Origin of the sequence: Streptomyces sp. NBC_00459, assembly GCF_036013955.1 — a bacterium.
In the GTDB taxonomy this organism is placed as follows: Bacteria; Actinomycetota; Actinomycetes; order Streptomycetales; family Streptomycetaceae; genus Streptomyces.
This window is the reverse complement of record NZ_CP107903.1, coordinates 6,965,018-6,985,616: the sequence shown is the minus strand read 5'-3', so window position 1 is coordinate 6,985,616 and position 20,599 is coordinate 6,965,018. Positions and strand designations below refer to the sequence as shown.

Annotated in this window: 19 protein-coding genes; 4 read left to right on the top strand and 15 right to left on the bottom strand. The window is 70.2% G+C overall.

Features of this window, described 5'->3' with window-relative positions:
* Positions 1-42: 42 nt before the first annotated feature.
* From OHN74_RS31010 to OHN74_RS30990, 5 genes are all read right to left on the bottom strand, one after another.
* On the bottom strand, positions 43-228 hold the full coding sequence (locus OHN74_RS31010) for a hypothetical protein (RefSeq protein WP_327697870.1): 186 nt from the start codon (positions 226-228) through the stop codon (positions 43-45).
* Positions 229-441: 213 nt separating this feature from the next.
* Positions 442-1,059, bottom strand: a complete 618-nt coding sequence (locus tag OHN74_RS31005) for a hypothetical protein (RefSeq protein WP_327697869.1) — start codon at positions 1,057-1,059, stop codon at positions 442-444.
* Between the two features lie 35 nt (positions 1,060-1,094).
* On the bottom strand, positions 1,095-1,670 hold the full coding sequence (locus OHN74_RS31000; protein ID WP_327697868.1) for a GNAT family N-acetyltransferase: 576 nt from the start codon (positions 1,668-1,670) through the stop codon (positions 1,095-1,097).
* The gene (locus tag OHN74_RS30995) at positions 1,648-3,933 is read right to left on the bottom strand and encodes an MMPL family transporter (protein WP_327697867.1); all 2,286 of its coding nucleotides are present in this window, start codon (positions 3,931-3,933) and stop codon (positions 1,648-1,650) included. Before OHN74_RS30995 ends, OHN74_RS31000 begins: the two co-directional genes overlap by 23 nt.
* 221 nt (positions 3,934-4,154) lie before the next feature.
* Positions 4,155-4,454 (bottom strand): hypothetical protein, encoded by a 300-nt coding sequence (locus tag OHN74_RS30990; protein ID WP_327697866.1) that lies wholly within the window; start codon positions 4,452-4,454, stop codon positions 4,155-4,157.
* Positions 4,455-4,647: 193 nt separating this feature from the next.
* Here OHN74_RS30990 and OHN74_RS30985 point away from each other — a divergent pair, with 193 nt between their 5' ends.
* Positions 4,648-5,460 (top strand): SAM-dependent methyltransferase, encoded by an 813-nt coding sequence (locus tag OHN74_RS30985; RefSeq protein WP_327697865.1) that lies wholly within the window; start codon positions 4,648-4,650, stop codon positions 5,458-5,460.
* 68 nt (positions 5,461-5,528) lie between these two features.
* Here the strand turns inward: OHN74_RS30985 and gatB are convergent, their stop codons facing one another.
* From gatB to OHN74_RS30940, 9 genes are all read right to left on the bottom strand, one after another.
* On the bottom strand, positions 5,529-7,046 hold the full coding sequence (gene gatB, locus OHN74_RS30980; RefSeq protein WP_327697864.1) for an Asp-tRNA(Asn)/Glu-tRNA(Gln) amidotransferase subunit GatB: 1,518 nt from the start codon (positions 7,044-7,046) through the stop codon (positions 5,529-5,531).
* A 16-nt stretch (positions 7,047-7,062) separates the two neighbouring features.
* Entirely contained in the window at positions 7,063-7,305 is a 243-nt protein-coding gene (locus OHN74_RS30975; RefSeq protein ID WP_105970571.1) for a hypothetical protein, read from the bottom strand.
* A complete protein-coding gene (gene gatA / locus OHN74_RS30970; protein WP_327697863.1) occupies positions 7,302-8,804 on the bottom strand; it encodes an Asp-tRNA(Asn)/Glu-tRNA(Gln) amidotransferase subunit GatA in 1,503 nt (500 codons plus the stop codon). The genes OHN74_RS30975 and gatA overlap by 4 nt, the downstream gene beginning before the upstream one ends.
* A gap of 5 nt (positions 8,805-8,809) precedes the next feature.
* Positions 8,810-9,106: an Asp-tRNA(Asn)/Glu-tRNA(Gln) amidotransferase subunit GatC gene (gene gatC / locus OHN74_RS30965; protein WP_015036350.1), complete on the bottom strand. Its 297-nt coding sequence runs from the start codon at positions 9,104-9,106 to the stop codon at positions 8,810-8,812.
* A 182-nt stretch (positions 9,107-9,288) separates the two neighbouring features.
* Positions 9,289-11,631: a putative bifunctional diguanylate cyclase/phosphodiesterase gene (locus OHN74_RS30960; protein ID WP_327697862.1), complete on the bottom strand. Its 2,343-nt coding sequence runs from the start codon at positions 11,629-11,631 to the stop codon at positions 9,289-9,291.
* A 219-nt stretch (positions 11,632-11,850) separates the two neighbouring features.
* Positions 11,851-14,046: an NAD-dependent DNA ligase LigA gene (gene ligA / locus OHN74_RS30955; RefSeq protein WP_327697861.1), complete on the bottom strand. Its 2,196-nt coding sequence runs from the start codon at positions 14,044-14,046 to the stop codon at positions 11,851-11,853.
* Positions 14,047-14,061: 15 nt separating this feature from the next.
* On the bottom strand, positions 14,062-15,063 hold the full coding sequence (locus tag OHN74_RS30950) for a methionine synthase (protein ID WP_327697860.1): 1,002 nt from the start codon (positions 15,061-15,063) through the stop codon (positions 14,062-14,064).
* Positions 15,064-15,192: 129 nt separating this feature from the next.
* Positions 15,193-15,891, bottom strand: coding sequence for an SDR family oxidoreductase (locus OHN74_RS30945; RefSeq protein WP_327697859.1), 699 nt, complete (start codon positions 15,889-15,891; stop codon positions 15,193-15,195).
* Between the two features lie 22 nt (positions 15,892-15,913).
* Complete coding sequence (locus tag OHN74_RS30940) at positions 15,914-16,453, bottom strand: TIGR00730 family Rossman fold protein (RefSeq protein ID WP_327697858.1); 540 nt, start codon at positions 16,451-16,453, stop codon at positions 15,914-15,916.
* A gap of 60 nt (positions 16,454-16,513) precedes the next feature.
* On the opposite strand from OHN74_RS30940, the gene OHN74_RS30935 reads away from it, so the two are divergent.
* Positions 16,514-16,837, top strand: coding sequence for a DUF427 domain-containing protein (locus OHN74_RS30935; protein ID WP_327697857.1), 324 nt, complete (start codon positions 16,514-16,516; stop codon positions 16,835-16,837).
* 48 nt (positions 16,838-16,885) lie between these two features.
* Here the strand turns inward: OHN74_RS30935 and mnmA are convergent, their stop codons facing one another.
* Entirely contained in the window at positions 16,886-18,010 is a 1,125-nt protein-coding gene (gene mnmA, locus OHN74_RS30930; RefSeq protein ID WP_327697856.1) for a tRNA 2-thiouridine(34) synthase MnmA, read from the bottom strand.
* Positions 18,011-18,070: 60 nt separating this feature from the next.
* Here mnmA and OHN74_RS30925 point away from each other — a divergent pair, with 60 nt between their 5' ends.
* On the top strand, positions 18,071-18,808 hold the full coding sequence (locus tag OHN74_RS30925) for an N-acetylmuramoyl-L-alanine amidase (protein ID WP_327697855.1): 738 nt from the start codon (positions 18,071-18,073) through the stop codon (positions 18,806-18,808).
* A 224-nt stretch (positions 18,809-19,032) separates the two neighbouring features.
* Positions 19,033-20,508: a multicopper oxidase family protein gene (locus OHN74_RS30920; protein WP_327697854.1), complete on the top strand. Its 1,476-nt coding sequence runs from the start codon at positions 19,033-19,035 to the stop codon at positions 20,506-20,508.
* Positions 20,509-20,599: the final 91 nt, after the last annotated feature.

Below are 20,599 nucleotides of genomic sequence, written 5' to 3'. Positions count from 1 at the left end.
GGAGCGCCGCCGTGGGAGAACCGTCCGCCCGTCCCCCGGTGCTCACGCGGCCCGGGTGAACCAGTGCCTGCGGGTGCGGTCGGTATGCACCTCGCCCTCGGCGGCCGGGCCGGCTGCCTCGCGGCGGGCGGCACGAGCGCCACGGACGGCTTCCCGGGCCAGGCGCTCGTCCGCGGCGGCGCGGCGCAGCTCGGCGGAACGGATCTGGTGGAGTTCGTACTCGAACATGTGATGCCCCTCGGGTCCTGGTGACTTCGGTCGGTCTTCGCTTTCTGCGATGTCCCAACCTTCGTCTCCCAGGGGGGTCCGCCACATCGGGAGAGTTCCGCATCTTCCGAGGGGGTGGGGGCCTTAGGAACGGGTGAGGGGCCCCGGACGGGTCGTAAGGTGCTTACGACCGGCCTAAGGCCCCTCATGACCTGCGGTGATTCCGCTCCCGTGTCAGGGCGCGGAGGGCAGGCCCAGCAGTACGTCGGTGTACTTCAGGACCGCGAGGAGCAGTCCGAGGATGCCGAGGGCGACACCCGCCCAGGAGACCGACTTGATCCAGACCGGCTGCGGCTTGCCCGGGGCGCCGAACGCGGGCCGGGCGAGGGCCGCGACACCGACGAGCAGCCCGAGGAGCGCGAAGATGCCGCCCCACAGCGCGGTGGTCTGCCAGGCGTCGCCGTAGACCTCCTTGATCTGGGTGGCGACGCTCGCCGAGGACGCGGTCCCCAGCTGGCCGACGAGCGTCTCGCGCGCGCCCGCCACCGTGCCCAGCCAGCTGCCGGTGAGCGAGACGAAGCCGAGGACGGCGGACACCACGGCCGCAGCGCCCTGGCCCACACCGGAGGGGCCCTCCTTCTCGGCCGCGAGCTCCGCCTCGTCGAGGTCCGTCAGGTCCTCGCCCTCGTACTCGTCCGCGTCGCCCAGGACCTCGACCTCGGTCTCGGCCGCGGCCTCCGCCGGCTGCTCGTCCTTGGTGATGTCCACCGTCTCGTTACCGCTCTTCACGTCGTCGCTCTTCGCCTCGGTACCGGTCTCGGCGCCGGTCTCGTCTGCTGTCTTGGTTCCCATGCCTCGCACCGTACGGACGTCGTCTGAGAAGTTCCTTAATGCTCCTTGTGAGCGGCACGCGCGCGTGCGGCACGCCACTCGGGCGCGAGTACCGACCAGATCTCGGTGTCCGCGCGTACACCCCGGTGCGGGTAGTTCTCCCGCAGCAGGGCCTCACGGCTCATGCCCAGTCGCCGCGCCACGTTGATGCTCGCTTCGTTGACGGACGACGCGTGCCACTCCACACGGTGCATGCCACGTACGTCAATCGCCCAGTCGATGAGGACACGCATCGCGCGCGTGATCAGCCCGCGTCCGGTACCGGCCGGCTCCAGCCAGCAGCCGACCTCGCAGTTGCCTTGCTCCGCGCTGAAGTTGAGGAACAGCACCCCGCCGACGAGTTTCCCGTCCAGCCAGATCCCGTGCAGCGACCCGGTGTCGGCGGCGCGCTGGTCGGCGTACCGCTGGAGCTGGTCCCGCGCGGAGTCGAGGTCCGTGGTCTTCATGCCGAAGGGGACGTGCCGGGTGATGAAGTCCCGCCCCCGGTCGAGATGCGCGAGGAACTCCTCGGCGTGCCAGGGCTCCAGGGGCCGGAGTTCCGCGCCGTCGTCACCCAGGGATATCGCGTACATCCTGCGGTCGCTCCTTCACCAGTACGTCCATGACGTCCATGTCGAGTACGTCGAGTACGTCCGGAATGCTCGCACGGGCGGCCTCCCCGACGCCCGGCAATTGCGCGGCGGCGCTCCGGCACTCGGGCGGCTCGATGCTGATGCGCGGCAGGCGCCTGTCCAGCCAGCGGGGCAGCCACCAGTTGGCGCCGCCGAGCAGGTGCATCAGCGCGGGCACCAGGAGCGTGCGCAGGACGAAGGCGTCGAGGGCGACGGCGGCGGCCAGGGCGATGCCGAACATGGCGATCACGCGGTCGCCGGAGAGGACGAAGGCGAGGAAGACGGAGATCATGATGACCGCCGCAGAGTTGATCACGCGGCTGGTCTCGGCGAGGCCGACCCGGACGGCCCGCCGGTTGTCGCCGGTCTCCAGCCACTCCTCGTACATCCGGCTGACCAGGAAGACCTGGTAGTCCATGGAGAGGCCGAAGAGGACGGAGACCATGATGACCGGCAGGAACGGCTCGATCGGGCCCGCGCTGCCGAGGCCCAGCAGTTCGCTCCCCCAGCCCCACTGGAAGATCGCGACGACGACACCGAACGCGGAGGCGACGGCGGCGACGTTCATCGCGGCGGCCTTGAGCGGGATGCCGATCGAGCGGAACGCGAGCAGGAGCAGCAGACAGCCGAGGCCGATCACGACACCGACGAACAGCGGCAGCTTGTCGACGATCACATCCGCGAAGTCGTCATAGCTCGCCGTGACCCCGCCGACGTGCAGGTCGAGCGAGGTGCCGGTCTCCGCGCGCGGGAGCACCTTCTCGCGCAGCCGCTCCACCAGGTCACTGGTCCGCGCGGACTGCGGGGAGGACTCCGGTACGACGGTGAGGTACCCGGTGGAGCCGTCGGCGCTGTAGGTGACCGGCGAGGACGACGCGACGCCCTCGGTGGTCCGGAGGGTCGCGGCGAGGTTGTCGAGGACGAGCTTGTCCTCGGCGTCGGAGACGGGCGTGACCAGGGTGAGCGGGCCGTTGACGCCTGGGCCGAAGCCGTCGGCGAGGAGGTCGTAGGCCTGGCGTGTTGTCGTCTCCTTCGGGTTGTTTCCCTGGTCGGAGGTGCCGAGGTGGAGCGAGAAGGTGGGCAGGGCGAGCAGCGCGACGACGACCAGGGCGGCGGCGCCGAGCACCTTGGGGTGGCGCTCGACGAAGGCGGACCAGCGGGCGGCGAACCCGGTGGGCAGCTCCGGCTCGGGCCCGTGCCCGGCCAGCCTGCGCCGCTCGCGCCGGCTCAGGGCGCGCGGCCCGATGAACGACAGCAGGGCGGGGAGCAGGGTCACGGAGGCCGCGACGGTCAGGACCACCGTCAGCGAGGCGGCGATCGCGACCCCGTTGAGGAAGCCCAGCCGCAGGATCAGCATCCCCAACAGGGCGATGCAAACGGTCGCACCCGCGAAGACGACGGCGCGTCCCGTGGTCGTGACGGCATTGGTGGCCGCCTCGGTGACGGACAGGCCGCGCTTGAGGCCGCGCCGGTGTCTGGTGACGATGAAGAGCGCGTAGTCGATGCCCACGCCGAGGCCGATCAGCATGCCGAGCATGGGCGCGAAGTCGGCGACGGTCATCGCGTGCCCGAGCAGCACGATCGCGGCGTAGGCCGTGCCGACGCTCACCAGGGCGGTGGCGATGGGCAGCAGCGAGGCGGCGAGCGAGCCGAAGGCGAGGAACAGCACGACGGCCGCGACGACCACCCCGACGACCTCGGCGAGGTGGCCGCCGGACGACTCGGTGAGCGCGATGGCGCTGCCGCCCAGCTCCACCTGGAGCCCGTCGGCACGCGCCGACTCGGCAACGTCGACGACGGCCCGCGCCTCGCCCTCGCCGATGTCCTCGGCGGACTTGTCGAAGGTGACGGTGGCGTAGGCCGTACGCCCGTCGGCGCTGATGCGGCCGGTGTCGCGGCCCTCGTAGGGGCTGACGACCGAGGCCACCGAGGGCAGGTCGGCGATGCGGTCCAGGGTGCGGGTCATCGTCTGCTCGACGTCGGCGGCGCGGACCGTGCCCGAGGCGGTGTGCCAGACGACGGTGTCGGTGTCGCCACCGAGCCCGGAGAAACCTTTCTCCAGGAGCTGGGTGGCGCGGCCCGACTCGGTGCCGGGGACCTCGTAGTCGTTCGAGTACGCCGAGCCCGCGACGGCTGCGGCGGCGGTCACCCCGGCGAAGGCGGCGAGCCAGATCAGAACGACGAGGAGGCGGTGCCTGACACACCAGCGTGCGAGGACTGCCACAGACGTGCTCCCTGGATGAAATATGGATCTTTGACCGGGAGCACTCGTGAATGAACAGAACGGCCCGCAAAGAAACGAAACTAGGCAAGAGAGATACCGAACCACTGTTACAGGCGCTGGTGATCGTTTGAGCCGCTAGTGCGCTTATTCACAAGAGTGCGAGTCACATCACAGGACAATCACATGAACTCTGTCGCCCCAGTAAAAGCGCGATAAGCAACTCAGTCGAACTGGTCCCCTAGCGCCATCACCATCACGCCGACGATCAGCAGCCACAGGGCCCTGCGAGTACGCCCCCGCGCCCCCAGCACCGACGCGAGCCCGCAGACGGCGGCGCCGAAGGCGTACGCGCCGGGTACGAGCGCGGGTGCGGAGCCCGTGAGGCGGAGCGTCGAGGCAGCGAGCCCCACGAGGGCCAGCAGTGCCCCGGTCCCGGTCGCCGTCCAGCGGGCGCGCCGAGCGTCCAGCACCGCGTCCTCGTACTCCTCCTCGTTCCCATGGGTCTCGTCCTTCTCGTCCATGGCGCGGGAGCGTAGCGCGCCCGCCTGAGAATTCGGATGCGGACGTCGTACGGCCACTGCTAGCGTCCGGCCGTCGACTGTCCGTATCCGGCTTTTCGCCGCCTCCCCGAGCAGGTGCATTGTTTGAAGGTCCGACCGAGCTCCGACGCCTTCCGTTCTTTCTCGTCACAGAACCCGAGGAGCCCGTTCACCGATGTCCGACATCACATCCAGGACCTCGAACGACCGTCCCGACCCGCTCGCTGACCGGCTGAACCACCCCCACTACCCGCGCAGCAGCGGGTACGACGCCCGCTGGACCATCGACAACCAGATGGGCCCGCACGCCCTGTGGCTGCTGGAGTGGCTGGCCCCCGCACTCGGCCTCGACACCCTCCCGCCGGGCGCCCGGGTGCTCGATCTGGGCTGCGGCAAGGCCATGACGTCGGTCTTCCTCGCCAAGGAGTACGACGTCCAGGTCACCGCCGCCGACCTGTGGATCGAGCCCGCCAAGAACGCGCGCCGCATCAATGAGGCGGGCGTCGCCGACCGGGTGCTGCCCGTCTACGCCGAGGCACACCAACTGCCCTTCGGCGACGGGTCGTTCGACGCGATCGTGAGCATCGACGCGTATCAGTACTTCGGCACCAACGACCTGTATCTGCCCACGCTCACCCGGCTGCTGAAGCCTGGCGGGCGGATCGGTGTCGTCGTACCGGCACTGCGCGAGGAGCTGGACGGCGTCGAGCCGCCGGAGCACCTCAAGCCGTTCTGGGACCCGGGGTTCTGGTCGTTCCACACCGCCGACTGGTGGCGGCGGCAGTGGACACGCAGCGGGGCCGTGACCGTGGAGAGGGCCGACTGGCTGCCGGACGGCTGGCGCGACTGGCTGCTGTGGAGCGAGGTCTGCGCCGAGGAGAGCACCGAGGAGTTCATGGCGAACATGGCCCGCGACTCGGTGGAGCTGGTGCGCGCCGACCAGGGCCGGTCCCTGGGCTTCGTACGGGTCGTGGGACACCGTACGTGATCAGGTAGAGCAACGGCCGAGGGGCGCACCGGAATTCCGGTGCGCCCCTCGGCTCACTGCCGCTCGGCTCAGCCCTCGCTGACGCCCAACTGCTCAAGGATCAGTTCCTTGACGCGGGCCGCGTCGGCCTGGCCGCGGGTCGCCTTCATCACCGCGCCGACCAGGGCGCCGACCGCGGCCACCTTGCCGCCGCGGATCTTGTCGGCGATGCCCGGGTTGCCTGCGATGGCCTCCTGGACGGCCGTGTTGAGCGCGCCGTCGTCGGAGACGACCTTCAGGCCGCGCTTCTCGACGACCTCGTCCGGGGTGCCCTCGCCCGCGAGAACGCCCTCGATGACCTGACGGGCCAGCTTGTCGTTCAGGTCGCCGGAGGTGACCAGCGCGGCGACCCGGGCGACCTGCTCGGGCGTGATGGCCAGTTCGTCGATCGCGGTGCCCGACTCGTTGGCGCTGCGCGCGAGTTCGCCCATCCACCACTTGCGGGCGGAGGCGGCGTCGGCACCGGCGTCGATGGTGGCGACGATCAGGTCGATGGCGCCGGCGTTGAGCATCGACTGCATGTCGACGGCCGTGACGCCCCACTCCGCGAGGAGCCGGTTGCGGCGGGCCAGCGGCAGTTCGGGCAGTCCGGCGCGGATCTCCTCGACCCACTCGCGGGAGGGGGCCACCGGCACCAGGTCCGGCTCGGGGAAGTACCGGTAGTCCTCGGCCTCCTCCTTCACGCGGCCCGAGGTCGTCGACCCGGTGTCCTCGTGGAAGTGCCGGGTCTCCTGGATGATCGTGCCGCCCGCGTTCAGTACGGCGGCGTGCCGCTGGATCTCGAAACGGGCGGCACGCTCCACGGAACGCAGCGAGTTGACGTTCTTCGTCTCGCTGCGGGTGCCGAACTTCTCGCGGCCGTGCGGGCGCAGCGACAGGTTCACGTCGCAGCGCATCTGCCCCTGGTCCATGCGGGCTTCCGAGACACCGAGCGCCTTGATGAGTTCGCGCAGCTCGGCGACGTACGCCTTGGCGACCTCGGGAGCGCGCTCACCGGCGCCCTCGATCGGCTTGGTGACGATCTCGATGAGGGGGATGCCGGCACGGTTGTAGTCGAGCAGCGAGTGCGAGGCGCCGTGGATACGGCCTGTCGCGCCGCCGACGTGCAGCGACTTGCCGGTGTCCTCCTCCATGTGGGCGCGCTCGATCTCCACACGGAAGGTCTCGCCGTCCTCCAGCTGGACGTCGAGGTAGCCGTTGAAGGCGATCGGCTCGTCGTACTGGGAGGTCTGGAAGTTCTTCGGCATGTCCGGATAGAAGTAGTTCTTCCGGGCGAAGCGGCACCACTCGGCGATCTCGCAGTGCAGCGCGAGGCCGATCCTGATGGCGGACTCGATGCCGATCGCGTTGACGACCGGGAGTGCGCCGGGCATGCCGAGGCAGGTCGGGCAGGTCTGCGAGTTGGGCTCGCCGCCCAGCTCGGTCGAACAGCCGCAGAACATCTTGGTCTTGGTGCCGAGTTCGACATGGACCTCAAGGCCCATGACGGGGTCGTACGTCGCCAGGGCGTCCTCGTACGAAACCAACTCGTCGGTCGTGGTGGTCACGGTGAAAACTTCCCTCTCAGCCCAGCAGGACGTCGTCGTCGCCCAGCCGCTTCAGCTCGCGGTAGAGGATGGCGAGGCCGGTGACGATGGCGGCGGCGGACACGGCCGCGTCGATGAGGCGCAGCGTGTCGTTCTCCGAGCGGGCCTTCTTGGCCTGCTTGGCGACGCTGAGGGCACCGAACGCGGTGGTCGCGATGGACAGGTACGTGCCGGACTTGGACTTCTTGAAGCCCTTGGCCTTCGAAAGAGCATTGCTCACAGCGACGGAGCCTCCTCTAGCAGCGGGTGCCCCCACTTTTCCACGAAGGCGGCCTCGACGGCTGCGCCGACCTTGTAGAGACGGTCGTCCTTGAGGGCCGGGGCGATGATCTGGAGCCCGACCGGCAGCCCGTCCTCCGGTGCGAGACCGCAGGGCAGGGACATGGCCGAGTTGCCGGCCAGGTTGGTCGGGATGGTGCAGAGGTCCGCGAGGTACATCGCCATCGGGTCGTCGGCACGCTCGCCGATCGGGAAGGCAGTGGTGGGCGTGGTCGGGGAGACGATCACGTCAACCGACTCGAACGCCTTCTCGAAGTCGCGGGTGATGAGCGTACGGACCTTCTGGGCACTGCCGTAGTACGCGTCGTAGTAGCCGGAGCTGAGCGCGTACGTGCCGAGCATGATGCGGCGCTTGACCTCGGGGCCGAAGCCCTCCGCGCGGGTGAGCGAGGTGACCTCTTCGGCGGAGTGCGTGCCGTCGTCACCGCTGCGCAGGCCGTAGCGGAGCCCGTCGAAGCGGGCGAGGTTGGACGAACACTCGCTCGGCGCGATCAGGTAGTACGCGGACAGCGCCAGGTCGAAGGACGGACAGTCCAGCTCGACGATCTCGGCGCCCAGCTCCTTCAGCAGGGCGACGGACTCGTCGAACCGCTGGATGACGCCGGCCTGGTAGCCCTCGCCGCGGAACTGCTTGACGACGCCGACGCGCATGCCCTCGACGCTGCCGTTGCGGGCGGCCTCGACGACCGGCGGGACCGGCGCGTCGACCGAGGTGGAGTCGAGCGGGTCGTGCCCGGCGATCACCTCGTGGAGGAGCGCGGCGTCCAGGACCGTACGGGCGCAGGGCCCGCCCTGGTCGAGGGACGACGAGAAGGCGACCATGCCGTACCGCGACACTGCCCCGTACGTCGGCTTGACGCCGACCGTGCCGGTGACGGCGGCGGGCTGGCGGATGGAACCGCCGGTGTCCGTACCGATGGCCAGCGGCGCCTGGAAGGAGGCGAGCGCTGCCGAGGAGCCACCGCCGGAGCCACCCGGGATGCGGGTGAGGTCCCAGGGGTTGCCGGTCGGCCCGTACGCGCTGTTCTCGGTGCTGGACCCCATGGCGAACTCGTCCATGTTGGTCTTGCCGAGGATGACGACGTCGGCCGCCTTCAGCTTCCGGGTGACGGTCGCGTCGTACGGCGGGATCCACCCTTCGAGCATCTTGGACCCGACGGTGGTCGGGATCCCCTCGGTGGTGAAGATGTCCTTGAGCGCGAGGGGTACGCCGGCCAGCGGGCCCAGCGTCTCCCCGCGCTCGCGCTTGGCGTCGACGGCACGGGCCTGGGCGAGGGCGCCCTCCCGGTCGACGTGCAGGAAGGCGTGCACCTTCGTGTCGACTTCCTCGATACGGGCGAGGTGGGCCTCGGTGACCTCGACGGCCGTGAGTACGCCGGAGGCGATGTTCGCGGCGGTCTCGGCGGCGGTGAGCCGGATGATGCTGCTGTGGTCCGTCATGGTGATTAGTCCTCCCCCAGGATCTGCGGCACCTTGAAACGCTGCTGCTCCTGGGCCGGGGCGCCGGAGAGCGCCTGCTCGGGGGTGAGCGACGGACGGACCTCGTCCGCGCGCATGACGTTCGTCAGCGGCAGCGGGTGCGAGGTCGGCGGTACGTCTTGGTCGGCGACCTCGCTGACGCGGGCGACCGCGCCGATGATGTCGTCGAGCTGGCCTGCGAAGTGGTCGAGCTCTTCGCCCTTCAGCTCCAGACGCGCCAGCCGTGCGAGGTGGGCGACCTCCTCGCGCGTGATGCCAGGCATGCAGCGATCCTCTGGGGTGAGTTGCGGTGTGGGTTTTGGCCCCAATCCTAGGGGGCAGGGAAGCCAACCCGCGCACGGGTTTGCTTCCACGCAGCCGCAGCCGCCGACGCGGCCGAGCCCCCACAGGAGAGCTCACCTCTGAAACGGGCGGTAAACGGGCGGTGCGCGGGTGGGAGATCTCCCTAGGACTCCGCGGCGGGCAAGGCCGCCCGGGGCCGCTGCCACCCACGTGTCCCCCGCGCCAGCAACCAGGCCGTGGCCTCCTCCGGAGGCATCGCCGCGGCGACGAGCCACCCCTGCACCGCGTCACATCCCATGTCCCGCAACCGCTCCCACGTCTCGTCGTCCTCGACGCCCTCGGCGACCACGAGCAGCCCCAGGGAATGCGCGAGATCCACCGTGCACCGCACGATCTCCGCGTCCTCCGTGTCCACCGCCAGCCGCGCCACGAACGACCGGTCGATCTTCAGCTCGCTCACCGGCAGCCGCCGCAGATGCACCAGCGACGAGTACCCCGTACCGAAGTCGTCCAGCGACATCTTCACGCCGTGCCCGGTCAGCGCGGCCAGCGTGTCCGCGGCCTTCTGCGGGTCCTCCAGGAGCACGTGCTCCGTTATCTCCAGTTGGAGCGCTCCCGCCGGGACCCCGTGCCGGGCCAGCCGGGCGGCGACGGAACCGGCGAAGCCGGGGGTGTGGACGTCACGCGGGGAGACGTTGACGGCGACCGGGACGAACAGGCCCTGGGCGCGCCACTTCGCGACCTGTTCGAGCGCCGTCTCCAGCACGTACTCCGTGAGGTGGGGCATCAGCCCGGACGACTCGGCGATCGCTATGAACTCGTCCGGCGGCACCTTCCCGCGCTCCGGGTGCACCCACCGCACCAGCGCCTCCAGGCCGGCGACCTGCCCGTCGAAGCGCACCTTGGGCTGGTAGTGCAGCTCGACCTCGTGCGCGTCGAGTGCGCGCCGCAGATCACCCAGCAGGCCGAGCCGGTCCGGGGTGTTCGAGTCCCGCTTGGACTCGTACACCTCGACGCCCGTACGGTCCCGCTTCGCCTGGTACATCGCCACGTCGGCGCGCCGCAGCAGTCCCTCCGCGTCGAGCGCGTGGTCGGGGAAGACGGCGAGGCCGGCGCTGGCCTCCAGGACGAGGGTGAGTCCGTCGAGATCGAGCGGGGAGCCGAGCACGGTGACCAGGTTGCGGGCGACGCGGGTGGCCGACGTCGTGGAGTCGACGACCGGCAGCAGAACGGCGAACTCGTCGCCGCCGAGCCGTGCGGCCTCCGCGCCGCGCGGCAGTGCGAGGCGCAGCCGGTCGGCTATCTGGAGGAGGAGACGGTCACCGGCGAGGTGGCCCAGCGTGTCGTTCACGGACCGGAAGCGGTCCAGGTCTATGAGCATCAACGCGGCCCGCGCATCGATGCGTTCGGCATCGTCGAGGGCCGTCCAGGTCCGTTCCAGCAGCCACTGTCTGTTGGGCAGCCCGGTCAGCGGGTCGCGCAGTTGCTCCTCGGCCCGGGCCCTGGCTATCCACAGGGTGGAGTCGAGGGCGATGAGGGGGATGGCGAACAGTGGCAGTAGGATCGGCAGGGCGACGGCGACGACGCAGATCAGTGGCGCGATGGCGAGCAGCGCGACCGCGACCAGCCCCTGTCTGACCAGGGCGGAGCGGGCGGCGGTGGGCAGTCCGCCGCGCGGGGTGTGCAGATACCAGAGCAGGGTGCGGGTGAGCGCGAGGTAGGTGACCGCGACCAGCACCACCTCGGGCGCCGTGTAGACGCTCCAGGTCTGCGGGTCCCAGGGCGTCTCGACGGACGGGACCCGGCCGAAGGCGGCGAGCACCAGCGCGCCGGCGCCGATGCCGAGGATGTCCACCGCGCCGTGCAGGAGGCCCTGCCGCCAGCGGTGGCGCCGGGCCACGCCGACCAGGGCGACGACGGTGAGGCTGACCATCCCGGCCGGCACCCACCCGAACAGCAGGAGCACGGAGAGGGTGAGGGCGGCGCCCGAGCCGGTCCCGCCCCACCAGCGGGCGCGGCCGAGGGCGACGAGATGACCGACGATGACACCGGTGAGCACGGCGAGGGCCCAGCCGACGGTGCCGGACGGGAAGAGCGCGCTGTGGCCGGTGAAGCCGCGGTAGAAGCCGGCGCCGAGGACGAGGCCGGCCGACGCGACGACCGCCGCGGGCAGCGCGGGCCAGGACAGCTGGCGTGCGGGGTCGTGGGCGTGCAGGTGGGCGACGCGTTCCTCGGCGGTGAGGTGGGCCGTCAGCGGGGTCGACACCCTGCTGTCGGCGACGATGCGCTGCCGGGTGCCGCCCGCCGCACCTGTTCCGCTCGTCCCTCCGGCTGCCCGGACACCGATGCCCGCCCGTTCCAGGAACCGTGCCGTCCGGCGGGCCGCACCCGGTTCACTGCCGGGCTCGGGACGGCCCGTGAGGCGGGCGGATCCCCAGTGCCAGACGCCGGATATCCGGCGTCTGCGCAGCCGTGAGGGAGGGGCGGCGCTTTCGGTCGGTTCCATTCCCGTCCCTCTCACAGCCGGCGGTACCCACGCCACGCGGTCCGATGTCCGTCAACCGTCACCGGCACCGCGTCCGAAACCACATCCGGGCACGGCAGGCGCATACGTCAACAGTAGGCCGCAGAAGGCTTCCACGGGCAGCGGTCGTCGACGGTTGCCCGAATGCGACCCAGCCACCCGTATGCATCTGGTATGCGCCGATCGGGTGGTCTTCAACCCCTACTCCTCGTTCGGAAGCGCTGCTTCGGCCGCTGCCTCGGGTCCCTGTTCGAGCAGTACGGCAAAGCCGTCCTCGTTCAGAACAGGCACCTTCAACTGCATGGCCTTGTCGAACTTCGAACCAGGATTGTCACCCACAACCACAAATGACGTCTTCTTCGAAACAGAACCGGTCACCTTTGCTCCACGGCTCTGCAGCGCCTCCTTCGCGCCGTCCCGGGTGTGGTGTTCGAGCGTGCCGGTCACGACGACGGTGAGCCCTTCGAGCGGGCGCGGCCCCTCGTCCTCGCCGGAGCCCTCCTCCTCCATCCGGACCCCGGCGGCCCGCCACTTGCGCAGGATCTCCTGGTGCCAGTCCACCGCGAACCACTCCTTGAGCGAGGCCGCGATGATCGGGCCGACCCCGTCCGTGGTGGCCAACTCCTCCTCGGAGGCCTGCTCGATCCGCTCGATCGAGCGGAATTCGCGGGCCAGCGCCTCGGCGGCGACCGGACCGACATGCCGGATCGACAGACCGGTGATGATCCGGGCCAGCGGTCGGTCCTTGGCGGCGGCGATGTTGGCGAGCATCGAGACCGCGTTCTTCCTGGGCTCGCCCTCCTGGTTGGCGAAGACCGTGGCGATCTTCTCCTCGCCGGTCTTCGGGTCCCGCTTGGGCAGCCCGCTGTCCTGGTCGAGGACGTACGCCTTGATGGGCAGCAGTCGCTCGATGGTGAGGTCGAAGAGGTCGCCCTCGTCGACGAGCGGCGGCTCGGCCGGCTCCAGCGGTCTGGTGAGCGCGGCGGCGGCCACGTAGCCGAAGTTCTCGATGTCCAGGCACTTGCGCCCGCCGAGATAGAACAGCCGCTCCCTCAACTGGGCCGGGCAGCTCTGCCCGTTGGGGCAGCGGAGGTCGACGTCGGCCTCCTTCATGGGCCGCAGCGGCGTACCGCACTCGGGGCACTCGGCGGGCATCTCGAAGGGCTTCTCCGTGCCGTCGCGCAGGTCGGCGACCGGGCCGAGGATCTCCGGGATGACGTCACCGGCCTTGCGCAGCACCACGGTGTCGCCGATGAGCACGCCCTTGGCCTTGACGACGTCCTGGTTGTGCAGCGTGGCGAACTCGACCTCCGAGCCGGCCACCGTCACCGGCTCGACCTGTGCGTACGGCGTGACCCTGCCCGTACGCCCCACGCCCACGCGGATGTTGATGAGCTTGGTGTTGACCTCCTCGGGCGCGTACTTCCAGGCGATCGCCCAGCGGGGGGCGCGCGAGGTCGAGCCGAGGCGGCCCTGGAGCGGGATCTCGTCGAGCTTGACGACGACGCCGTCGATCTCGTGCTCCACGGAGTGCCGGTTCTCGCCGTAGTACGCGATGAACTCCCGTACGCCGTCGAGGTCGTCGACCTGCTTCGCGTACCGCGTGGTCGGCAGGCCCCACTCGTGCAGCAGGGTGTACGCCTCGGAGAGACGGGTGAGCGGGTCGTAGCCCTCCAGGGCTCCGATGCCGTGGACCACCATGTGCAGCGGTCGCGTGGCCGTGACGCGCGGGTCCTTCTGGCGGAGTGAACCGGCCGCCGCGTTGCGCGGGTTGGCGAACGGCTTGTCGCCGCCCTCCACCAGACGGGCGTTCAGCTCCTCGAACTTCTCCATCGGGAAGTAGACCTCGCCGCGGATCTCCACCAGGTCCGGGACGCGGTCGCCGGTCAGCCGGTCCGGGATCTCGGCGATCGTGCGCACATTGGGCGTGATGTCCTCGCCGGTGCGGCCGTCACCACGGGTCGCCGCGCGCGTGAGACGCCCGTGCTCGTACGTCAGGTTGACGGCGAGGCCGTCGACCTTCAGCTCGCACAGGAAGTGGTACTCGGAGGCACCGACGTCCTTGTGGACGCGCTCCGCCCACGCCGCCAGTTCCAGGTCGTCGAAGGCGTTGTCGAGGGAGAGCATGCGCGAGCGGTGCTCCACGGAGGTGAACTCCGTCTCGTACGCCCCCGAGACCTTCTGGGTCGGGGAGTCGGGCGTGCGCAGCTCCGGATACTCCTCCTCCAGCGCCTCCAGGGTGCGCAGGAGCTTGTCGAACTCCGCGTCGCTGACGACGGGAGCGTCGTTCACGTAGTACCGGAAGCGGTGCTCCTCGATGCGCTCGGCGAGCTGGGCGTGCCTGTCGCGCGCCTCGGCGGGCACCGATGTGGTCTGTGCGTGCTGTTCGCCGGCCACCGTATTGTCCTCCCGTTACTCTGGGTTGTCCGCGAGTGATCTCGCCGCCTGGACGCAGTGGGCGAGCGCCTGCCACGCGTACTGCGGGGAAGCGCCCGCGAGTCCGCACGACGGAGTGACCGTGACCGCCTCCGCGAGAAGCCCCGGATGCAGCCCCAGCCTGCGCCACAGCGTTCTGACACCACTGACGCTACCGGCAGGGTCTGACAACGGGCCGTCCGTGCCGGGTACGACACCGGCGAAGAGCCGCGTACCGCCTTCCACCGCCTCACCGATCGCGTCGTCGTCACGCTCGGTGAGGAGCGAGAAGTCGAAGGAGACGGCGGCGGCGCCGGCCCTGCGGAGGAAGGCGAACGGGACGTCCGGCGCGCAGGAGTGCACGACGACGGGCCCGTCGTCGTGCGCGCCGATGACGTCCCGAAGGGTCGCCTCGGCGATCTGGCGGTCGGGGATCCGGTGGGTGCGGTAGCCGCTGGCGGTCCTCACCTGGCCGCGCAGTACGGCCATGAGGGACGGTTCGTCGAGTTGCAGGACGAGTTGGGCGCCGGGGATGCGGCGGCGCAGTTCGTCGAGGTGCAGGCGGATGCCCTCGGCGAGGGACCCGGCGAGGTCGCGGCAGGCGCCGAGGTCGGAGAGGGCCAGCTCGCCGTTCCTGAGTTCCAGTGCGGCGGCGAGCGTCCAGGGGCCCACGGCCTGCACCTTCACCTGTCCCTCGTACCCCTGTGTGAACTCCTCCAGCGCGTCGAGGTCCTCGCCGAGCCAGGAACGGGCCCGCTTGGTGTCCCGGCCCGGGCGGTCCCCGAGGCGCCAGCCGCTGGGCTCCACGCGCGCGTACATCTCGACGAGCATTCCGGCGGTGCGGCCGATCATGTCGGCGCCGGGGCCGCGGGCGGGGAGTTCGGGCAGGAAGGGGAAGTCGTCGAAGGTCCCGGTGGCCGCCTTGACGGCTTCCCGGGCGTCGCCGCCGGGCAGGGAACCGATGCCGGTGGCGGGGCCGAAGGTGGGGTTCGCGTTCACGTGGAGCAGCCTATGTTTCTTCGCCCCCGCCGCCCCTACCCGTCCCATCCTGTCCCGTCCCTGAGGGCCGCGCCCCCAGCCCCCATCGCGCTGAACGCGCTCGTCCTCGAACGCCGGACGGGCTGAGAATCACCGGCCCGGGCGTACCGTCACGTCGTTGATCTCCGCGTCGCGGGGGAGGTCCAGGGTCAGCAGGACCGTCGTCGCCACCGACTCGGGGTCGATCCACTTCGACGGGTCGTACTCCTTGCCCTCCTGCTGGTGGACCTTCGCCTGCATCGGGCTCGCCGTCCGCCCCGGATACACCGTCGTCACCCGCACCCCGGCCCCGTGTTCCTCCTGGCGCAACGAGTCCGCCAGGGCCTTGAGACCGTGCTTGGACGCGGCGTACGCGGACCAGTTGGCGCTCGCGTTCAGGCCCGCACCGGAGTTGACGAAGACCACCTGGCCCTGGGAGGCCCGGAGTTGGGGCAGGAAGTGTCGGGTCAGTTCGGCGGGGGCGATCAGGTTGACATTCAGCTGGTGGCGCCAGGTCTTGGGGGTCAGGTCGCCGACCGGGCCCAGATCGACCACGCCCGCGATGTGCAGCAGGGAGTCCACCCGGTCCGGCAGCGTCTGGTGCGAGAACGCCCAGGAGAGGCGATCCGGGTCGGCCAGGTCGCCCACCAGGGTCCTCGCCCCCGGAAACTCCGCCGCCAACTCCTTCGCCCGCCCCGCGTCACGCGCGTGCAGCACGAGTTCGTCCCCGCGCGCGTGCAGCCGCCTCGCGACCGCCGCACCGATGCCCGAACCCGCCCCGGTGATCACATGAGTAGCCATGCCCGCCATGCTCGCATCACGGGGACGGCCGTCACACCACTCCCCGGCTCTCCTCCAGGTACGCCAGCGCCCCGACCGGCTCCTCCGCGAAGAACACCAGGTCGGTGAGCGGGCGGGGCAGGAATCCCTCGGTCTCCATACGGCGGAACTGTTCCTTCAGGCCGTCGTAGAAGCCGGCCGTGTTCAGCAGCACCACCGGCATGTCCGTCCTGCCGTGCTTCTTCAGCTCCAGGATCTCCGTCGCCTCGTCGAGCGTTCCGGTGCCGCCGACCATGATCACGACGGCGTCGGCCTTCTCCAGCAGGAGCCGCTTGCGTTCCCCGAGATCCCGTGCGATCACCATCTCGTCGGCGCCCGGCCGTGCCTTCGCCGCGAGAAAGTCCACCGAGACGCCCAGCAGTCGGCCGCCCGCCTCCTGGACCCCGTCCGCGACCACCTTCATCAGGCCCACGTCCGAGCCGCCCCAGACCAGGGTGTGCCCGCCCTTGCCGAGCAGTTTCGCGAACTCCCGCGCGGGGCGCGTGTATCGGTCGTCCAGGTCGGCGGCGGAGAGGAAGACACAGATGTTCATGCTGTCCACCGTACGCGGGCGGATCCGGAACAACCCGGGCTCCGTGAACGCTCCTCAGACATGACCGAAGGACACACGATCACCATCGAGCAGACCGCCGACCGCGTACGGGCCGTCCACGGCGGCCAGGTGCTCGCCGAGAGCGGGCGCGCCCTCGTACTCCACGAGACGGGCTGTCCACCGCGCTACTACATCCCTGCCGAGGACGTCCGGCTCGACCTGCTGACTCCCTCCGAGACCCACACCTACTGCCCCTTCAAGGGCACGGCGTCCTACTGGTCCCTCCCGGACGCCACCGACCTCGTCTGGGCGTACCCCGATCCGAAGCCGGAGGTGGCCCGGATAAAGGACCACCTCTGCTTCTACGAGGTCGAGACCCGGTAGGCCGCCGGGGCCGCGGCCCCGGCGGCCGGCAGTCGTCGGTACGGCGGCTCAGACCACGCCCGCCGCGGCCCGGTTCGTCGTGGCGATCGTCGCCGAGCCGACGACGCGTGTGCCGTCGTACAGGACGATCGCCTGGCCCGGCGCCACCCCGCGCACGGGCTCGGTGAACGTGACTTCCAGTGTGCCGTCGACCAGTTCGGCGCTCACCTCGGTCTCGCCGCCGTGCGCGCGCAGCTGGGCGGTGTAGGTGCCGGGGCCGGTGGGGGCGGCTCCGCACCAGCGGGGCCTGATCGCGGTGAGGGCGTCGACGTCGAGGGATGCGGCCGGGCCGACCGTCACTGTGTTGTTCACCGGGGAGATGTCGAGGACGTAGCGCGGCTTGCCGTCGGCGGCCGGGGTGCCGATGCGCAGGCCCTTGCGCTGGCCGATGGTGAAGCCGTACGCGCCCTCGTGGGAGCCGATCTTCGCGCCGGACTCGTCGACGATGTCGCCCTCGGCGCGGCCCAGGCGGTTCGCGAGGAAGCCCTGGGTGTCGCCGTCGGCGATGAAGCAGATGTCGTGCGAGTCGGGCTTCTTGGCGACCGCGAGGCCGCGCCGCTCGGCCTCCGCGCGGATCTCGTCCTTCGTGGTGAGGGTGTCGCCGAGGGGGAACATCGCGTGGGCGAGCTGACGGTCGTCGAGCACCCCAAGGACGTACGACTGGTCCTTGGCCATGTCGGAGGCTCGGTGCAGCTCGCGCGTTCCGTCGGCCAGGGTGACGACCTGGGCGTAGTGGCCCGTGCAGACCGCGTCGAAGCCGAGGGCGAGGGCCTTGTCGAGGAGCGCGGCGAACTTGATCTTCTCGTTGCAGCGCAGGCACGGGTTCGGGGTGCGCCCCGCCTCGTACTCGGCGACGAAGTCGTCCACCACGTCCTCGCGGAAGCGGTCGGCGAGGTCCCACACGTAGAAGGGGATGCCGATGACGTCGGCCGCGCGGCGGGCGTCGCGGGAGTCCTCGATGGTGCAACAGCCGCGCGCACCCGTGCGGAAGGACTGCGGATTCGCGGACAGGGCGAGGTGGACGCCCGTCACGTCGTGGCCGGCTTCCGCCGCGCGGGCGGCGGCTACTGCGGAGTCCACGCCGCCGGACATGGCGGCCAGTACGCGGAGGGGCTGCTGCGAGGTGTGAGTCATAACCCTTCAAGGGTACGGGGCGCCGGGAACCGGGGCGCGCGAGTATCCGTTCACGCTGACATGGAGGAAACACAGGCTCGGCAGGACAGCGGCCGCGGCCTTTCGCAGGACGTCCCCCGGCAGCTGCGGAGCGAGGGCCACGGACGGGCTCCGCGGGACGGCGACCGGCGGATCGGGCGGCGCGCCCTGCTCATCGGCGGGGCGGTGGCCGCCGTCGCCACGGGCGTGCTCGCGCGGGACGAGCTGGCCCGGCTGTGGTGGCGGGTGCCCGGGGTGGCGAAACCGCGCAAGGAGGGCGAGGTCGACTACGCGGGGGCGCGCTGGGTGGCGGCCTCGTCGGCGAACTGGCGGATGGCGGACCGGCCCGACGACTACGGCGTGGACCGGGTGATCATCCATGTCACACAGGGCGGCTACGCGAGCGCGGTGAAGGTCTTCCAGGACCCGGCGCACGGCGCGGCGGCGCACTACATCGTCCGCAGGGACGGGCGGGTCACCCAGATGATCCGCGAGCTGGACGTGGCGTTCCACGCGGGCAACCGGGAGTACAACGAGCGGAGCGTCGGCATCGAGCACGAGGGTTTCGTGGAGAAGCCCGAGGACTTCACGGACGCGATGTACGCCGCCTCGGCGCGGCTGACGGCCAGGGTCTGCGCGCGGTACGGCATACCCGTCGACCGGGAGCACATCATCGGGCATGTGGAGGTGCCGGGCACGGACCACACCGATCCCGGGAAGGGCTGGGACTGGAAGAAGTACCTGCGGCTCGTCGAGGACGCTTCCACCACCGCCACCTGAAGATCAACGTGATGCATGTCACAGCCACAGGGATCATGAGCGATTGATGAGCGCCGGCCGCCCGAAGTGTCCCGTCCCCCGATCCTGACCTGCGCGACGCCAACTCGCCTTCGCTCTTACGGAGTTGAGGATCAGGTAGGCGCTCCCGGTTTCCACAGGTTCTCGTGGGACTTCCAAAGTTCGCCTCAGTCTTTACACAGCCCTTAGCCCAAAGCTCCGCTGCCATGAGCGAAACGAAGAGCAAGGGCCTGCACCGGCGGAAGTTTCTCGGCGGAATGGCAGGGGCGGCGGGACTGGCGGCCGTCGGCGCGGCAGGGGCGACCTTCGCCCTGCTGACCGACGGCAACACCTTCAAGGCCGCGGCGGCCGACAACACCCTGAACATCCCGGACCTGCTGGAGGGCACCACGTCCGACGGCACCACCACCTTCACCCTGACCGCGCAGACCGGGACTCACGAGGTGGTCAGCGGCGTCAGCAGCACGTCGGCCGGCTACAACGGGTCGTACCTCGGGCCGACCATGAAGTGGACCAACGGCAGCACCGTCCTGCTGAACATCACCAACGACCTCGGCGCCGACACCACCGTCCACTTCCACGGCGCCCACATCCCGCCCAAGATGGACGGCGGCCCGCAGAACGCCTTCGCCGACGGCGAGACCTGGTCCCCGACCTTCGAGATCAAGGACGAGGCCAAGACCCTCTGGTACCACCCGCACGCCCTGGGCACCACGGCCGAGCAGGTCGTCCACGGCCTGGCCGGGATGATCATCGTCGAGGACGACTCGGACGCCTCGGCCGCGCTGCCGAGCGAGTACGGCGTCGACGACATCCCGCTGATCCTGCAGTGCCTGGCCTCCAGCACCTCGGGCGACGTCAAGTACGACCTGACCGGCTACCTCACCTCCGGCCTGGTCTATCCGGTGCTGTGCAACGGCACCAACGTCGACGCCACCACCCTCAACTTCACGGCCACCAAGACCCGTACGCGGTTCCGGGTGCTCAACGCCTCCCCCTCCGACATCATGACCATCCAGCGCAGCGACGGCGGGACCCTCACCCAGATCGCCACCGACCAGGGGTACCTGACCACGGCCGCCGAGGTGACCTCCATCCGGCTGGTGGCGGGCGCCCGCGCCGAGTTCGTGCTCGACCTCAGCGACGCGGTGACCCTGCAGACCGTCGTCACCACCGGCTGGGTGCGCGGCGGCAGCGGCACGTACAACTTCCTGACCGTCACGCCGGACGCCTCCGACACCCCCGCCGACCTGCCGAGCTCGCTCAACACGATCACCCGGTACGACACGACCGACTTCACCGCCCGCACGATCACCCTCGGGCAGCGGGGCACCACGATGCTCATCAACGGCTCGGCCGGCACCACCATGGAGTCGATGGCGACGATCATGACCACTCTCGACGCCGAGGAGATCTGGACGGTCACCAACGCCACCCAGCTGGAACACTCCTTCCATCTGCACGACGTGCCGTTCCAGCTGATCGAGATCAACGGAGTCGCGCCCACCGGCACCGACCTGGGCTGGTTCGACACCTACGAGGTGGTCGGCGGCGGCTCCATCAAGATCGCGATGAAGTTCACCGACTTCACCGACGACACGTACATGTACATGCTCCACTGCCATCTGCTGCAACACGAGGACGAGGGCATGATGGCCGCCCTCATGGTGATGGACAGCTGACCGATGCCCGCGGCCCGAAGGCAGGCTGTCGTCGGCGGTTCCGCTCCCGCCGACAGCCTGCCGGGGCCCGGCAGAGCCCTGGCGACGCCGC

Bases quoted from the DNA above. Each gene is read 5' to 3' on its own strand.
- OHN74_RS31010 (WP_327697870.1), bottom strand. From the start codon at position 228: ATGTTCGAGTACGAACTCCACCAGATCCGTTCCGCCGAGCTGCGCCGC.
- OHN74_RS31005 (WP_327697869.1), bottom strand. From the start codon at position 1,059: ATGGGAACCAAGACAGCAGACGAGACCGGCGCCGAGACCGGTACCGAG.
- OHN74_RS31000 (WP_327697868.1), bottom strand. From the start codon at position 1,670: ATGTACGCGATATCCCTGGGTGACGACGGCGCGGAACTCCGGCCCCTG.
- OHN74_RS30990 (WP_327697866.1), bottom strand. From the start codon at position 4,454: ATGGACGAGAAGGACGAGACCCATGGGAACGAGGAGGAGTACGAGGAC.
- OHN74_RS30985 (WP_327697865.1), top strand. From the start codon at position 4,648: ATGTCCGACATCACATCCAGGACCTCGAACGACCGTCCCGACCCGCTC.
- gatA (WP_327697863.1), bottom strand. From the start codon at position 8,804: ATGACGGACCACAGCAGCATCATCCGGCTCACCGCCGCCGAGACCGCC.
- gatC (WP_015036350.1), bottom strand. From the start codon at position 9,106: ATGCCTGGCATCACGCGCGAGGAGGTCGCCCACCTCGCACGGCTGGCG.
- OHN74_RS30960 (WP_327697862.1), bottom strand. From the start codon at position 11,631: ATGGAACCGACCGAAAGCGCCGCCCCTCCCTCACGGCTGCGCAGACGC.
- OHN74_RS30945 (WP_327697859.1), bottom strand. From the start codon at position 15,891: ATGGCGGGCATGGCTACTCATGTGATCACCGGGGCGGGTTCGGGCATC.
- OHN74_RS30940 (WP_327697858.1), bottom strand. From the start codon at position 16,453: ATGAACATCTGTGTCTTCCTCTCCGCCGCCGACCTGGACGACCGATAC.
- OHN74_RS30935 (WP_327697857.1), top strand. From the start codon at position 16,514: ATGACCGAAGGACACACGATCACCATCGAGCAGACCGCCGACCGCGTA.
- mnmA (WP_327697856.1), bottom strand. From the start codon at position 18,010: ATGACTCACACCTCGCAGCAGCCCCTCCGCGTACTGGCCGCCATGTCC.
- OHN74_RS30925 (WP_327697855.1), top strand. From the start codon at position 18,071: ATGGAGGAAACACAGGCTCGGCAGGACAGCGGCCGCGGCCTTTCGCAG.
- OHN74_RS30920 (WP_327697854.1), top strand. From the start codon at position 19,033: ATGAGCGAAACGAAGAGCAAGGGCCTGCACCGGCGGAAGTTTCTCGGC.